This window comes from Microbacterium sp. STN6 (assembly GCF_026410545.1).
In the GTDB taxonomy this organism is placed as follows: Bacteria; Actinomycetota; Actinomycetes; order Actinomycetales; family Microbacteriaceae; genus Root112D2.
This window is the reverse complement of sequence record NZ_JAPMIT010000001.1, coordinates 360,628-375,054: the sequence shown is the minus strand read 5'-3', so window position 1 is coordinate 375,054 and position 14,427 is coordinate 360,628. Positions and strand designations below refer to the sequence as shown.

At 68.1% G+C, this 14,427-nt stretch carries 16 protein-coding genes; 5 read left to right on the top strand and 11 right to left on the bottom strand.

Annotated elements, in window-relative coordinates; all coding sequences use genetic code 11:
- Positions 1–5: 5 nt before the first annotated feature.
- Positions 6–650, top strand: a complete 645-nt coding sequence (locus tag OSC27_RS01675) for a hypothetical protein (protein WP_267179676.1) — start codon at positions 6–8, stop codon at positions 648–650.
- 7 nt (positions 651–657) lie between these two features.
- Here OSC27_RS01675 and OSC27_RS01670 read toward each other — a convergent pair whose 3' ends face one another.
- From OSC27_RS01670 to fdxA, 4 genes are read right to left on the bottom strand one after another with little or no spacing between them, the layout of a single operon-like run.
- Positions 658–930 (bottom strand): PTS sugar transporter subunit IIB, encoded by a 273-nt coding sequence (locus OSC27_RS01670; protein WP_267179675.1) that lies wholly within the window; start codon positions 928–930, stop codon positions 658–660.
- Positions 927–1,382, bottom strand: coding sequence for a PTS sugar transporter subunit IIA (locus tag OSC27_RS01665; protein WP_267179674.1), 456 nt, complete (start codon positions 1,380–1,382; stop codon positions 927–929). The genes OSC27_RS01670 and OSC27_RS01665 overlap by 4 nt, the downstream gene beginning before the upstream one ends.
- Before the next feature lie 41 nt (positions 1,383–1,423).
- Positions 1,424–2,572 (bottom strand): adenosine deaminase, encoded by a 1,149-nt coding sequence (locus OSC27_RS01660; protein ID WP_267179673.1) that lies wholly within the window; start codon positions 2,570–2,572, stop codon positions 1,424–1,426.
- A gap of 44 nt (positions 2,573–2,616) precedes the next feature.
- Positions 2,617–3,009 carry a ferredoxin gene (gene fdxA, locus OSC27_RS01655; protein WP_267179672.1) on the bottom strand — a complete coding sequence of 131 codons (393 nt, stop codon included), beginning with the start codon at positions 3,007–3,009 and terminating at the stop codon, positions 2,617–2,619.
- Between the two features lie 99 nt (positions 3,010–3,108).
- Here fdxA and OSC27_RS01650 point away from each other — a divergent pair, with 99 nt between their 5' ends.
- Together OSC27_RS01650 and OSC27_RS01645 are read left to right on the top strand one after the other, a co-directional pair.
- Positions 3,109–3,438 (top strand): metal-sulfur cluster assembly factor, encoded by a 330-nt coding sequence (locus OSC27_RS01650; RefSeq protein WP_267179671.1) that lies wholly within the window; start codon positions 3,109–3,111, stop codon positions 3,436–3,438.
- The gene (locus OSC27_RS01645; protein WP_267179670.1) at positions 3,431–4,606 is read left to right on the top strand and encodes a P-loop NTPase; all 1,176 of its coding nucleotides are present in this window, start codon (positions 3,431–3,433) and stop codon (positions 4,604–4,606) included. Before OSC27_RS01650 ends, OSC27_RS01645 begins: the two co-directional genes overlap by 8 nt.
- A 135-nt stretch (positions 4,607–4,741) precedes the next feature.
- Here OSC27_RS01645 and OSC27_RS01640 read toward each other — a convergent pair whose 3' ends face one another.
- The 7 genes from OSC27_RS01640 to OSC27_RS01610 form a co-directional block, all read right to left on the bottom strand.
- Complete coding sequence (locus tag OSC27_RS01640) at positions 4,742–6,109, bottom strand: thymidine phosphorylase (protein ID WP_267179669.1); 1,368 nt, start codon at positions 6,107–6,109, stop codon at positions 4,742–4,744.
- A complete protein-coding gene (locus tag OSC27_RS01635) occupies positions 6,106–6,543 on the bottom strand; it encodes a cytidine deaminase (protein WP_267179668.1) in 438 nt (145 codons plus the stop codon). The genes OSC27_RS01640 and OSC27_RS01635 overlap by 4 nt, the downstream gene beginning before the upstream one ends.
- Complete coding sequence (locus OSC27_RS01630; protein WP_416348797.1) at positions 6,540–7,829, bottom strand: ABC transporter permease; 1,290 nt, start codon at positions 7,827–7,829, stop codon at positions 6,540–6,542. The genes OSC27_RS01635 and OSC27_RS01630 overlap by 4 nt, the downstream gene beginning before the upstream one ends.
- The gene (locus OSC27_RS01625; RefSeq protein ID WP_267179667.1) at positions 7,826–9,064 is read right to left on the bottom strand and encodes an ABC transporter permease; all 1,239 of its coding nucleotides are present in this window, start codon (positions 9,062–9,064) and stop codon (positions 7,826–7,828) included. The genes OSC27_RS01630 and OSC27_RS01625 overlap by 4 nt, the downstream gene beginning before the upstream one ends.
- Positions 9,061–10,581 (bottom strand): ABC transporter ATP-binding protein, encoded by a 1,521-nt coding sequence (locus tag OSC27_RS01620; RefSeq protein WP_267179666.1) that lies wholly within the window; start codon positions 10,579–10,581, stop codon positions 9,061–9,063. Before OSC27_RS01620 ends, OSC27_RS01625 begins: the two co-directional genes overlap by 4 nt.
- 245 nt (positions 10,582–10,826) lie before the next feature.
- Positions 10,827–11,915, bottom strand: a complete 1,089-nt coding sequence (locus tag OSC27_RS01615; protein ID WP_267179665.1) for a BMP family lipoprotein — start codon at positions 11,913–11,915, stop codon at positions 10,827–10,829.
- Positions 11,916–12,180: 265 nt separating this feature from the next.
- On the bottom strand, positions 12,181–13,299 hold the full coding sequence (locus tag OSC27_RS01610) for a mannose-1-phosphate guanylyltransferase (RefSeq protein WP_267179664.1): 1,119 nt from the start codon (positions 13,297–13,299) through the stop codon (positions 12,181–12,183).
- 200 nt (positions 13,300–13,499) lie between these two features.
- On the opposite strand from OSC27_RS01610, the gene sdhC reads away from it, so the two are divergent.
- Both sdhC and OSC27_RS01600 read left to right on the top strand, forming a co-directional pair.
- Complete coding sequence (gene sdhC, locus OSC27_RS01605; RefSeq protein WP_416348818.1) at positions 13,500–13,898, top strand: succinate dehydrogenase, cytochrome b556 subunit; 399 nt, start codon at positions 13,500–13,502, stop codon at positions 13,896–13,898.
- Positions 13,895–14,338 (top strand): succinate dehydrogenase hydrophobic membrane anchor subunit, encoded by a 444-nt coding sequence (locus OSC27_RS01600; RefSeq protein WP_267179662.1) that lies wholly within the window; start codon positions 13,895–13,897, stop codon positions 14,336–14,338. Before sdhC ends, OSC27_RS01600 begins: the two co-directional genes overlap by 4 nt.
- The last annotated feature ends 89 nt before the right edge of the window (positions 14,339–14,427 follow it).

Sequence of the window (14,427 nt, the reverse complement as noted above, 5' to 3'; positions counted from 1 at the left end):
CACGTATGAAACGCATCGACGTCGTCCTCGGCTTCACCCTGCTCTCGGTGCTGGCGGGCGTCGTCGCACTGCTCGCGGGCAGTGCGGGGGCGGATGCGCGCGGACTCGCCGCGCTGTCCACCGCGCTCTCGATGGGGGTGGCACCCTGGGCGCTCGCGCTCGGTCTGCTCGTGCTGCTGCTGCCGCGGCCGGCACTGCCCATGGTCGCGACGTTCGCGACGGTCGGGTTCGCCGCCGTCGCGCTTGGCGTGATCGGGGTGTCGCAGGCTGCGGCATCGCGGGCGGGGTCGGGCACCGGGGCGGGCCCGGGTTCTGGCTCGGGTTCTGGCTCGAGTGGCACAGCGGATGCCGTGGGCGCGTCCGGCGGCCTGGCATCCCTCGTCGTCCCCCTCGCCACCCTGGCGCTTGCCGCTATGGCGTTCGCCGTCGGCCGCGTCGTGTGGACGGGACTGCAGCAGGGCCGTCTCGCACGGCGGCCGTTCATTGTTGGGCTGATCACGGTAGTGAGCGCAATCGCGGGTGCGGCGCTCGTCGTACTCATGGCGATCGTGGGCTCGCTCGCGGTGCCGCTCATCGCGCTGGTCGCGAGCATCGTGCTCGTGGTGTTCAGGGTGCGTCAGGCGCGACGCGCCGCCCCGCCGGTCGAGTAGAGCGAGGTCAGCCGACGGCGACCTCGAGCTTGGCGGCGATCTCGTCGAGATCGAAGTAGTTGTCGATGACGACCACGTCGGCGTTGGTCGTGCCGATGGCCTTCACGAGCTCGGGCGAGGTGAGGATCACCTGGGCATCGGCCGCCGACTGGGCGAGGGATGCGACGTCGGAGGCGGCGACATCCGCTTCGATATCGAGACGCTCGAGCGCGCGCTCGGCGTTGAGCTTGAGGATCGCCGAGGTGCCGACGCCCGCGCCGCAGATGGCGACGATCTTCATCGCTGCACCGCCTCGGCGCCCATGATGCGCTGCACCGCCTCGACGCTCTCGGCCGCGGCGAGCGCCGGAATCGCCGCCTCATCGTTGAAGATGTTGGCGAGCTCGGCGACGCTCGTGACATGCGCGTCGGGGTGCGCCACCGCGAGACCCACCACCACGCTCACCGGGTCGTTGTGCGGGTGCCCGAAGTGCACCGGCTCGGCAAGCGTGACGACGGCGAGCCCGTCGGTGATCACGTCGGGCCCGGGGCGGGCGTGCACCAGGGCGAGCCCCGGCGCGATGACGACATAGGCGCCAAACTCGTCGATCACGTCGGCCATGCGCTTCGTGTACTCGGGGAAGGTCGCGCCGGAGCGTTCGAGCGCCTCCCCCGCCCGCTCAACGGCCTCGCGCCAGTCGTCGGCGCGTGCCCCTATCGTCACGGCCTTCGCTGGCAGGGGCGGGAGTTGCATGCGACAAGCGTATCGGGATTGGCTGGGATTTCGCCGCTGGCTCAGGCGGCGGCGAAGCCCGCCGTGATGTCCTCGGCGAGCTCGTCGCGCTCTTCCAACGGCAGGAACGCCGCGGCCGCTGCGTTCAGCTGGAACGTCTCGAGGTCGCTCAGGTCGTACCCGAACGCGTCGATGAGCAGCGACAGCTCGTTCGTGAGCGTCGTGTTGCTCATGAGCCGGTTGTCGGTGTTCACAGTCACGCGGAACCCCAGCTGGTACAGCAGGTCGAACGGGTGGTCGACGAGCTCGGTTCCCCAGGCGGCGATCGCGCCGGTCTGCAGGTTCGACGACGGGCTCGTCTCCAGCGCGATCTCGCGATCCTTCACCCATTGCGCCAGGAGCCCGAGCGAGACATACGTGTTGTCCGCGTCCTCCCGCTCGATCACGATGTCCTCGGCCAGCCGCACGCCGTGACCGAGGCGCAGTGCCCGGCCGTCGAATAGCGCGCTGCGGATGCTGTCGAGCCCATCCGCTTCGCCGGCATGAACCGTGACGGGCATGAACTGGGAAGCCAGATAGTCGAACGCGTCGCGGTGCCGGGAGGCCGGGAACCCGGCCTCGGCACCGGCGATGTCGAAGCCGACGACGCCGCGGTCGCGGTGCCGCACCGCCAGCTGGGCGATCTCGAGCCCGCGGTCGGCGTGGCGCATCGCGGTCACGAGCTGCCCTACGCGAATATCGCGGCCGGTGCGGCGCACATCCTCGATGCCCTCCTCGATGCCCTCCTGCACTGCCTCGACGGTCTCGTCGAGCGAGAGGCCGCGCGCGAGGTGCTGCTCGGGCGCCCAGCGCACTTCGCCGTAGATGACGCCATCGTCGCCGAGGTTCTGCACGAACTCGCGCGCGACCCGGCCGAGCCCCTCCCGCGTCTGCATGACCGCGGTCGTCACGTCGAACGTCTTCAGGTACTCGACGAGGTCGCCCGAGTCGGACTGGTCGGCGAACCACTCCCCGAGCGCGCTGGCTTCGGTGCGCGGCAGCTCGAGCTCGATCGCGTCGGCGAGCTCGATGATCGTCTGCGGTCGCAGCCCGCCGTCGAGGTGATCGTGCAGCGAAACCTTGGGCAGCGAGCGGATGTCGGCGCCGCGGCCCTCCGCTCCTGCCGCCTCATTCGTGGTCGATGTGCCCTCGCGGGGTGCTGGTGCGTCCATCCCCTCAATCTACCGGGGCGGGCACGGCGGCGAGTATGATCGGTTCACTGTTCGCCGACTGAGAAGCCGCAGCGGTTGTCGAGAGTGTCGTCGCGCTCGGCGAGGGGCGGATAGCCCGCCACCAGCTCGGTGTCGACCCCGACGGGGCCCACTTTCGCCGCCCCACCCGGCGAGCCGAGAGCGCTCACGATGCCCGGCAGCGGCTGCGCGAAGAATCTCTCGTTGTCGTCGATGAAATCGACCCAGCGCTCGGGTACGTCATCTTCGTACGAGATCGCCTCGACGGGGCAGACCGGCTCGCAGGCACCGCAGTCGATGCACTCGTCCGGGTGAATGTACAGCGACCGCTCGCCCTCATAGATGCAGTCGACGGGGCATTCGTCGACGCAGGCGCGGTCCATGACGTCGATACAGGCGGCGCCGATCACGTAGGCCATCGCTTCTCCTTTTTACAGGACAATACTCCTGTAAATTGATATCGTCGAAGCAGGTGGCGGAATCGCCGCCGTGTTCCCGCCGGCCCGCTTGGAGAGACCATGATCACCGCACTCGAACCACCCACCCAGGACGAGGTCGAGGAGGCGCTGCGCGACGTCATCGACCCCGAACTCGGCGTCAACGTCGTCGATCTCGGCCTCATCTACGAGCTCGGGTGGAACGACGAGAAGGGCGAGCTCGTCATCTACATGACGCTGACCACAGCCGAGTGCCCCCTGCAGGACGACATCTCGGCGCAGACCGCCCTCGCTCTCGAAGGCCTGGTCGACGCGCACACCATCAATTGGGTATGGATGCCGGCCTGGACGCCGGCGCGCATCACCGACGACGGCCGCGAGATGATGAGGGCGCTCGGCTTCAATGTCTGACGTGCGCGTCGCCGAGGCGACGCATCCGTTCGCGTATCTGGAACCGCGCATCCACGGGGCGCTGTCGCAGGTTCTGGACCCGGAGATTCGGCGGCCGATCACGCAGCTCGGCATGGTGTCGGCGATCGAGGTGGATGACGCGGGGCGAGCCCGCGTGACGATTCGGCTCACGATCGCGACCTGCCCGAACTCCACGCGGATCGCCGAGGACGTGCGGGCGACGACGGCCGGAGTCGCGGGGGTGACGGGCGTCGAGGTGATCGTCGACGTGATGAGCCCGGCCGAGCGCGAGGAGCTCGTGACGAGGCTGCGCGGCGAGGCGGCGACGCGCGGGATCCCGTTCGGGCCGGGGTCGCCGACGCGCGTGTTCGCGGTGGCGAGCGGCAAGGGGGGCGTGGGCAAGTCGACGATCACCGCGAACCTGGCGGTCGCCCTGGCAGAGAGCGGGCTCGCGGTCGGGGTCATCGACGCGGATGTTTTCGGCTTCTCGATGCCGGGGCTGCTCGGGCTGGTGGAGACGAGCGCCGAGGGTACGAGCGTGGCGGCGCGGCCGACCCGCGTGGACGGCATGATCCTGCCGCCGATCGGCTACGGGGTGAAGACGATCTCGATCGGCATGTTCATCGACGACAACTCGGCGGCGGTCGCCTGGCGTGGGCCCATGCTGCACCGCACGATCAAGCAGTTTCTGACCGACGTGCACTTCGACCGGCTCGACGTGCTGCTGCTCGACCTTCCGCCGGGCACGGGCGACATCGCGATCTCGCTGGGCCAGATGCTGCCGAACGCCGAGATCATCGTGGTGACGACGCCTCAGCCGGCCGCGGCCGACGTCGCCGAGCGCAGCGGAACCGTGGCGCGGCAGACGGGGCAGCGCGTGTTCGGGGTGATCGAGAACATGGCGGGGTTCGTGCAGCAGGACGGCTCGGTGCTCGACGTCTTCGGCGCCGGCGGAGGGGCGACGCTCTGCGCGAGGTTGTCGCGCGCGCAGGGTTCCGCGGTGCCGCTGCTCGCGTCGGTGCCGCTCAGCGTGGCACTGCGCTCGGGCGGGGATGCCGGTGTGCCGATCGTGCACTCGCAACCTGCCGACCCGGCTGCTGCTGCCATCCGCTCGGCTGCCGCCGCGATCGCGGCCTCGGTGCGCGACGGAGCCGCCCACGGAGGTTGAGGAGCCGCCCACGGAGGTTGAGGAGCCGCCCACGGAGGTTGAGGAGCCGCGAAGCGGCGTCTCGAAACCGGCCCGTGGCTTCGAGACGCGGCCGCGCCGCTCCTCAGCCCGCAGATTCCCTAGCGCGCAGCGCGGCTACTCGGCGGTGACGCGGCCGGCGATGAGGGGCCCACCGGTGACGGGCTGCTCCCCCGCATCCCCGATGCGCCACGCACCCTCGACCGCCGCCAGGGCACGCTCGAAGCGGGCCGGCTCGTCGGTCGCGAGCGTGAACAGCGGCGCTCCGGCGCGCACGGTGTCGCCCGGTTTCGCGTGCAGGTCGATGCCCGCCGCGTGCTGCACCGGGTCCTGCTTGCGGGCCCTGCCCGCGCCGAGGCGCCACGCGGCAATGCCGAACGGCAGTGCCTGCTGCTCGACGAGCACCCCATCGCGGTCGGCCACGACCGTGTGGGTCTCCCGGGGGGCGGGCAGCGCGGCATCCGGGTCGCCGCCCTGAGCACGCACGGTCGCCCGCCACGTGTCCATGGCCCGGCCGTCGCGCAGCGCGGCCTCCACATCGGCGTCGGGCTGGCCGGCGAGCGCCAGCATCTCGCGGGCGAGCGCGAGCGTCAGCTCGACGACATCGGCGGGGCCGCCGCCGGCGAGCACCTCCACCGACTCGCGCACCTCGTTCGCGTTGCCGATCGTGAGCCCGAGCGGCACGTTCATATTGGTCAGCAGAGCGGATGTCGCCACCCCGGCATCCCTGCCCAGCTCCACCATGGTGCGTGCAAGCTCGCGCGAACGCTCGATGTCGCCCATGAACGACCCGGAGCCGAACTTCACGTCGAGCACGAGCGCGCCCGTGCCCTCGGCGATCTTCTTCGACATGATCGACGACGCGATGAGCGGGATCGCCTCGACCGTGCCCGTGATGTCGCGCAGCGCGTACAGCTTCTTGTCGGCCGGCGCGAGCCCGGCGCCGGCCGCGCAGATCACACCGCCCCATTCGCGCAGCTGCGCGAACATCTCCTCGTTCGACAGTTCCGCACGCCAGCCGGGGATCGACTCGAGCTTGTCGAGCGTGCCACCCGTGTGCCCGAGCCCACGACCGGAAAGCTGCGGCACCGCGACGCCGAACGACGCCACCAGCGGCATGAGCGGCAGCGTGATCTTGTCGCCGACCCCGCCTGTCGAATGCTTGTCGACTGTCGGCTTGCCGAGACCGGAGAAGTCCATGCGCTCGCCGCTCGCGATCATCGCCATGGTCAGGTCGGTGATCTCGCGACGCTCCATGCCGTTCAGGAAGATCGCCATCGTCATCGCGGCCATCTGCTCGTCGCCCACGTACCCGCGCGTGTACGCGTCGATGAGCCAGCCGATCTCGGCGCCGGTCAGCGCGCCGCGATCCCGCTTCGTGTGAATCAGGTCGACGACGTCGAACGCCTCAACCGAACCAGCGGATGCCGTGGCGCCCCTGCCGTCGCCCGCGCCATGCCCGCCCGTTCCGCTCGTGTCGCTCACGCCCGCTCCGTCCCGTACTCGTTCAGCTGCCTGGGCCCGAACGCATCAGGCAGCACCTCGTCGATCGTGCGGATACCGGAGACCGTCTCGAGCAGCATGCCCGGCAGGGCGTGCTCATAGAGCAGCTGGCGGCAGCGGCCGCACGGCATGAGCACATCGCCGCGGCCGTCGACGCACGTGAAGGCCACGAGGTGGCCGCCGCCCGTCATGTGCAGTGAGGAGACCAGGCCGCACTCGGCGCACAGCGTGACGCCATAGCTGGCGTTCTCCACGTTGCAGCCCGAGATCACCCGCCCGTCGGAGACCAGGGCGGCAGCGCCCACGGGGAACCCGGAGTATGGCACATACGCGTGCTCCATAGCCTCGGTCGCCGCCTGGCGCAGCGTACCCCAATCGATCTCGCCGCTTGTCGGGACGTCGTCGAAAGAACTCATGACTTGATATACGGCTTTCCATCGGCTGCGGGCGCCCGTGAGTGGCCGACGAGCCCGGCCACGGCGAAGATCGTGACCACGTATGGCAGCATCAGCATGAACTCGCTCGGCACGGGCGACCCGATGATGCCGAGCACGTTCTGCAGGTTGGTGGCGAAGCCGAACAGCAGCGCCGCCAGCGTCGCCCTGATCGGGTCCCACCGGCCGAAGATCACCGCGGCGAGGGCGATGAAGCCCTGCCCCGCTGTCATCTCCTTCGTGAACGCTCCAACGGAGCCGAGCGTGAAGTACGCGCCGCCGAGCCCCGCGATGGCGCCGGCAAGCGACACGTTCCAGAAGCGGGTCGCGGCCACGTTGATGCCAACGGTGTCAGCGGCCTGCGGATGCTCGCCAACGGACCGCAGGCGAAGTCCCCACCGCGTGTGGAACAGCCCGAAGTACACGGCCGCGACGGCCACGTACATGAGGTAGACGATGACCGTCTGGTCGAAGAGCACCGGCCCGATGATGGGGATGTCGCTGAGCCCGGGGATCGCCAGGCGCGGGAAACGCGGCGGGTAGTTCAGCACGGTCGCGCTCGGCGCGAGTACCTCGGAGTAGAGGAAGCTCGTGAGGCCGGTGACCAGCACGTTGAGCACGACGCCCACGATCACCTGGTCGACGAAGTAGGTGATGGAGAACGCGGCGAGCACGAACGAGACGAGCATGCCCGCGACGAGCGCCGCGACGAGGCCGAGCACGAGGCTGTTGGTGGCCGAGGCGACGAGCGCCGATACGAAGGCTCCGGCCAGGAACTGGCCCTCGATGGCGACGTTCACTACGCCGCCCCGTTCGGAGATCACACCGCCGAGCGCGCCGAAGATCAGCGGCACGCTGAGGCTGACGGTGCCGAGCAGCAGTCCGGTGAACGGGATGGTGTGGCCGGCGGCGGCCCACGTGAGAAAGCCCACCATGAAGGCGAACGCGAACGCGATCATCAGCCACAGCTTCGCCGCGCGAGAGGCACGGGCCAGCATGAAGCCGCCGATCGCGAGCAGCACGAGAAGCACCGCGACGACGATTCCGGTGCCGTGGGTCGGCAGCGTCAGGTTCGGCAGGCGAATCGCGTCGCCCGTGTTCGAGAAGCGGAACGTGCTCGCGCCCTCGCGGGGCAGCAGCACGAACAGCACGATGCCGAGCACGGCGAACACGCCGAGAATGATCGGCGCCTTCCACGTCTTCCACTCGATGGCGCGGCGAAGCGCCGGCGTGGCATCCGTTGCAATGTCGTCGGTCACAGCGCTCACTTGGCCGCCACCTCCCTGGTCAGGCTCGTACGTTTACGACGGGCCACGCCCGGCGTCGGCAGGCGGAAGATCGCCCGCACGAGCGGAGGCGCGGCGATGAACAGCACGATGAGGGACTGCACGACGAGCACGATATCGATGGGAATGTCGTTGGCCGCCTGCATCGAGAAGCCTCCGGCCTTGAAGGCGCCGAACAGGATGCCGGCGACGAAGATGCCCCACGGCTTGGATCGGCCGAGCAGCGCCACCGTGATGGCGTCGAAGCCGATGCCGGCGTCGATGCCCGATCCGAAGCCCTCCGGCGATGTGCCGAGAACCTGGCTCACGCCCGCGAGGCCCACGAGCGCGCCGGCGATGAGCATCGAGTACGTGTACATGTTCTTCACGCTGATGCCGGCCACTCGCGCCGCGTTGGGGTTCTCACCGACGGCCCGGAACCGGAAGCCGAGGCTCGAGCGGCTCATGAGCCACCACACCACGATGGTGGCGACGAGCACGATGAGGATGCCGATGTTGAGGTTGAACTGGGCACCCAACAGGTGCGGGAACACGGCGGTCGGCAGCACGGCGGGCGACTTCGGGTTGTTCGATCCCTGCTCCTGCAACGCGCCAGGGGTGCGCAGCAGGTACGAGATGAGGTACAGGGCGACGTAGTTGAGCATGATCGTCACGATCACCTCATGTGCACCGGTCCGCGCCTTCAGGAACCCGGCGATTCCGGCCCAGACCGCGCCGCCCGCCATGCCCGCAATGAGCGCGACCAGAATGTGCAGGCCGGCGGGCAGGGGGAACGACCAGCCCACCCAGCCGGCGCACGCGGCGGCGATGAGCATCTGCCCCTGGCCGCCGATGTTGAACATGCCGACACGGAAGGCGAGCCCGACGCCCAGGCCGCCCGCGATGAGCGGCGTCGCGAAGTTGAGCGTCTCGGTGATCGGCCGGATCGCGCGTACGGCGCTCGTCGACTGGAAGTTGAAGATCGACCCCTGGAACAGCGACGTGTACGCGCCCGAGACCACGTTCCAGATCGCCTGGAACATGTCGGTCGGCCGAGAGAAGAAGTACCCGGCCGTCTTCTGCACGGTGGGGTCGGTGATCGCGATCAGGAACGCCCCCGCGATGAGCGCGAGCACGACGGCCAGGATCGAGATCATGAAGCTTCCGCCCATGATCTGGCGAAGCGCCTCGCTGAACCGATCGTCTCGACGGGGATCGATTTCCTTCTCGTCGCTCACGCTGCGACCTCCGGGTTCGTCGGCTTCTCGCCGGCCATCATCAGGCCAAGCACGTCACGAGGCGTGTCACCGGGCACGATGCCCACGATGCCGCCGCGGTACATGACCGCGATGCGGTCGGCGAGCGCCACCACCTCGTCGAGTTCGGTGGAGACCACGATCACCGGAATCCCCTCGTCGCGCGTGGCCACGATGCGTTTGTGCACGAACTCGATGGACCCCACGTCGAGGCCGCGCGTGGGCTGAGCGGCCACGAAGAGGCGCAGCTCGCGGCTGAGCTCGCGCGCCAGCACCACCTTCTGCTGGTTGCCGCCCGAGAGGCGCCCCACCGGCGTGTCGATGCCCTGCGCCCGCACGTCGAACTCGCGCACCTTCTCTTCCGCGAACTGCGCCCGGAAGCCGAGCCGCAGGCCGCCGCCACGAACGAACGGCGCGCCCTCGCTGCGGTCGAGCATAAGGTTCTCGGCGATCGTGAACTCGCCGACCAGACCGTCTTCGTTGCGGTCCTCGGGAACGAAGCCGACGCCGGCGTCGAGCACGCGACGCACGCTCCGGCCGCTCAACTCGTGACCATTGAGGCGGATGCTGCCGCTCACCCTCGCCTGCAGGCCCAGGATCGCTTCGGTCAGCTCGGTCTGCCCGTTGCCCTGCACGCCGGCAATGGCGAGGATCTCCCCGGCCTTCACGTCGAAGCTCACGCCGTCGACGACGCGCTGCTCCGCGCGGTCGATCACCGAGAGGTTGCGCACGACGAGGGCGGGCTCGCTCGCCTTCGCCGGCTCCTTGTGCACGGTCAGCTCGACGGCGCGGCCGACCATGAGCGAGGCGAGCTCGGTGTTCGTCGCGGTGGGCTGCGCCTCGCCCACGACCTTGCCGAGCCGAATGACGGTGATGCGGTCGGCGACCTCGCGCACCTCGCGCAGCTTGTGGGTGATGAACACGATGGCGGTGCCGGATTCCTTCAGCTGCCTCATGATCGACATGAGCTCGTCGGTCTCCTGCGGCGTGAGCACGGCGGTCGGCTCGTCGAAGACGAGCACCTTCGCGTCGCGCGAGAGCGCCTTGATGATTTCCACGCGCTGCTGCACACCGACTGGCAGGTCTTCGATCAGGGCGTCGGGGTCGACGTCGAAGCCGAACCGCGACGAGATGTCACGCACCTTGGCTCGCGCCGCCGCAAGGTCGAGCCGCCCACCGAACGTCGTCTCCTCGTTGCCGAGCATCACGTTCTCTGCCACCGTGAACACCGGGATCAGCATGAAGTGCTGGTGCACCATTCCGATGCCGGCCGCCATGGCGTCGCCCGGGCCGGAGAAGTGCTGAACCTCGTCGTTCAGCAGAATCTCGCCCTCCTCGGCCTGGTAGAGGCCGTAGAGCACGTTCATGAGGGTGGATTTGCCTGCGCCGTTCTCGCCGAGCAGACAGTGGATCTCTCCCGGCTCGACCGTCAGGTCGATGTGGTCATTCGCGACCAGGGCACCGAATCTCTTCGTGATGCCGCGAAGCTCGAGCTTCATGTGTCAAGTTCCTTCTCTGCCCGTCCACGGGTGCTGGGCTCGCAGAACAGCCTCGAGTGCCGCGCTGCGCCCCTTCACCCTACCTTTTTGCACATATGTCAGTCAGCGCTCAGATGAGCAGCGTGGCGGGGAACGGGCAGTCGTGTGCGTGCGCCGCCACGATCAGAGCAGCGGATGGCGCCGGCGCCGAAAAGGGGAGACCAGCCGCGCTGGTCTCCCCCATCCGTTGTTCCCTTACTCGCGCCTTATGACTTGGGCGAGGAGGGCGAAACGACCTTGATCGAGCCGTCGATGATGCCCTTCTTGATGGTCGCGATCTCGCTCTCGAGGTTCGAGTCGACCTTCGAGGCGTAGTCGTGGAACGGGGCGAGGCCCACGCCGTCGTTCTTCAGGGTGCCGACGTAGGGGCTGTTGTCGAACTTGCCCTCGCCCGCCGTCTTGGTCACGGCCTCGGCGCTCTGCTTGAGGCCCTTCATGACGCTCGTGAGCAGCAGGTCCTTGACGGTCGGGTCGGACTCGTAGACGTCGGCGTCGACGCCGAGCATCACGATGTCCTTCTTGGAGTCGCGGATCGCCTGCGCGGCGCTCTGGTAGATCGGGCCACCGACGGGCATGATGACGTCGGCATTCTGGTCGATCAGGCCCTGCGCGGTGTTCTTCGCGGTCTCGTTGGCCTCGAAGCCACCCGTGAAGGAGCCGTTCTGCTTGTCGACGTCCCAGCCGACGACCTTCACGTTCTTGCTCTTCTGCTCGTTGAAGTACTTGACGCCGTCCACGAAGCCGTCCATGAAGATGGTGACGGTCGGGATCTGCATGCCGCCGAAGGTGCCGACGACGCCGGTCTTCGAGTAGCTGGCCGCCGCGTAGCCGCCGAGGAACGCCGCCTGCGCGGTGTCGAAGATGATCGGCTTGACGTTCGGCAGGCTGATCTCGTTGTCGTCCATGGTGGCGAAGTCGACGTCGGGGTTGGCCTTCGCGGCCTTCTCGGTGGCGTCCTTCAGCAGGAAGCCGACCGTGATGATCAGGTTGCAGTTCTGGTCGACCATGCTCGAGACGTTGGGGTCGAAGTCGCTCGCGCCCTTCGACTCGGCCTTCTTGAACGAGACGCCGAGATCCTTGGATGCCGCGACGAGGCCCTCGTAGCCCAGCTGGTTGAACGAGTGGTCGTCGAAGCCGCCGGAGTCGGAGACCATGCAGGGCAGGAAGTCGTTCTTCTTCTCGCCGCCGTTCGATGCGTTGTCTGACGACGGGGCGGGCGCGCACGCCGTGAACAGCGCGATGACGCTGGCTACGGCAAGACCGGCGAGGCCGGCCCTACGGGCTGTGATTGTCAAGGTGTCCTCCAGGATGCTGGCGCTGGTGCGCGCCGTTGTGCCACTTACGTTACCCAATGTGACGAACGGCCTTGCGCGGCCGTACGTCTTCTTCACGTAAGCGTTACAAATGCGCGCCCGTTTGCAAACTGCTCATTTGCGCGCTTGCGCGCTGGAGCTAAAGGCGAAGGCGCAGTGCGCCTTCGCGCGACGCCAGCGCCGAGCGAGCTACGCTCGCGAGGTTTGAACGTCACAGCCGAGCGAGCTGCGCTCGCTCGCCGATCCGCTACAAAACATCGCTCGACCCCGAGAGCCTCAGTGCGTCGACGACCGACTTGACGCGCTGTGCATTCTCGCTCGTGGTCACAAGCAGCGCATCCGGCGTGTCGACCACCACGATGTCGCGTACGCCGATGAGGCTGATGACCCGCTTGGTCTGGCTGACGACGATGCCGCTCGACGCATCTGAGAGCACGCGAGCGTCGCTGCCGAGGATCGCCAGGTCTGAGGCGCGGCCGCCTGAGTTGAGCTTGGCGAGGGAGGCGAAGTCGCCCACGTCGTCCCAGTCGAAGTGCCCGGGAACGACCACGAGTCGGCCGCGTGTCGCGGCCGGTTCGGCCACGGTGTAGTCGATGGCGATCTTCTTGAGGGCGGGCCAGATGTGGTCGACGGCGGGGCCCCGGGTGGCGGGATCGTCCCAGGCCGCGGCGAGTTCGAGCAGGCCCGCGAGCATCGCGGGCTCACTGCGGCCGATCTCCTCCAAGAGCACATCGGCACGGCTGATGAACATGCTCGCGTTCCACAGGTAGTCGCCGCTGGCCAGGTAACCCTGGGCCGTCTTCAGGTCCGGCTTCTCGACGAAGCAGTTGACCGAGAGGGCACTGGGCGCACCGGGAATCTCCACGGCATCCGCAGTCTGTATGTAGCCGAAGCCGATCGCGGGTTCGCTCGGCTTGATGCCGACGAGGCAGATGTAGCCGGCGTCGGCGGCGTGCACGGCCTGTCGCACGGCCTGCCGGAAGAGGGTCTCGTTGTGGATGACGTGGTCGGCCGCGAAGGAGCCAATGATCACGTCACTCTGGCGGCGCTGCAGGATGGCTGCGGCAAGGCCGATCGCCGCGGTCGAGTCGCGCGGCTCGCTCTCGAGCACCACGTTGTGGTCGGCGAGGCCCGGCAGCTGCTTCTCGACGGCGGCGCGATGGGCGCGGCCGGTGACCACCATGATGCGCTGGTCGCCCGCGAGAGGCGCGAGGCGGTCCCAGGTGTCGCGCAGGATCGTCTGGCCCGAACCGGTGAGGTCGTGCAGGAATTTCGGCGCATCCGCTCGTGACAGGGGCCAGAGACGGGAGCCGATGCCGCCCGCGGGAATGACGCTGTAGAAGCGATCCATGGCGGAGTTCGTCATGTGGCCACCCTAGCGGCGGCGCGGGCGGGTCGGGAGATATCTCGACGTCAAGACAGTTAGGCTGGCCTTGGCGGCACCCGCGCAGCAGGAGTCATAGACTTGCAAGCGCGCATCTCGCGTGTTGCCCGCCGGCTTAGCGACTGCCAAGCCGCGTTCACAGCCAGGGAGGGTTGTTCGTGCCAGATCAAACGGCAGGGACCCTGGAGCCGAAGAAGACACGGCCCGGGGGCACGCTGTACAGGGGCCGCGAGGGTATGTGGTCCTGGGTGCTGCACCGCATCACGGGTGTGGCCATCTTCTTCTTCCTTCTGGTGCACGTGCTCGACACGTCGCTGATCCGCGTCAGCCCGGATGCCTACAACGCGGTGATCGGCACATACAAGAACCCGATCATGGGATTCGGTGAGCTCGCGCTCGTCGGCGCGATCATGTATCACGCGTTCAATGGGCTTCGCATCATCCTGATCGACTTCTGGAGCAAGGGGCCGCGTTACCAGCGCGTCATGTTCTGGATCGTCATCGTGCTCTGGGTGGTGCTCATGGCGGGCTTCGCTCCGACCCACCTCATCCACGTCTTCAGCGAGGGGAGCGGCTCATGACGACCATCGAGGCGCCTCGAAGCCCCCTGCGTCCCGCCCGCAAGCGCGGCGTGAACTGGGAGAAGATCGGCTGGATGTACATGCGCGGCTCCGGCATTCTGCTGGTCGTGCTGATCTTCGGCCACCTCATCGTCAACCTCGTGCTCGGCCAGGGCGTGAAGGCCATCGACTTCGGCTTCGTCGCCGGCAAGTACGCCTCGCCGTTCTGGCAGGTGTGGGATGTGCTGATGCTGTGGCTCGCGCTCATTCACGGCGGCAACGGCATGCGCACGCTCGTCAACGATTACGCGACGAGACGGTCGGTGAACCGCGTGCTGAACTACGCGATCCTCGCTGCCGTGGTCATTCTCATCGTGCTCGGCACGCTGGTGGTGTTCACGTTCGACCCATGCCTCGGTGAGACGCCGACCGCACTCATCAAGCAGTGCTCTGCGCACTAGAGACCGACAACGAAAAGGACCGATAACGTGGCCAATGCGGCAGAGGCTCGCGACCCGCAGAATGCGGCATCACAGACCGCCGAAGGCAC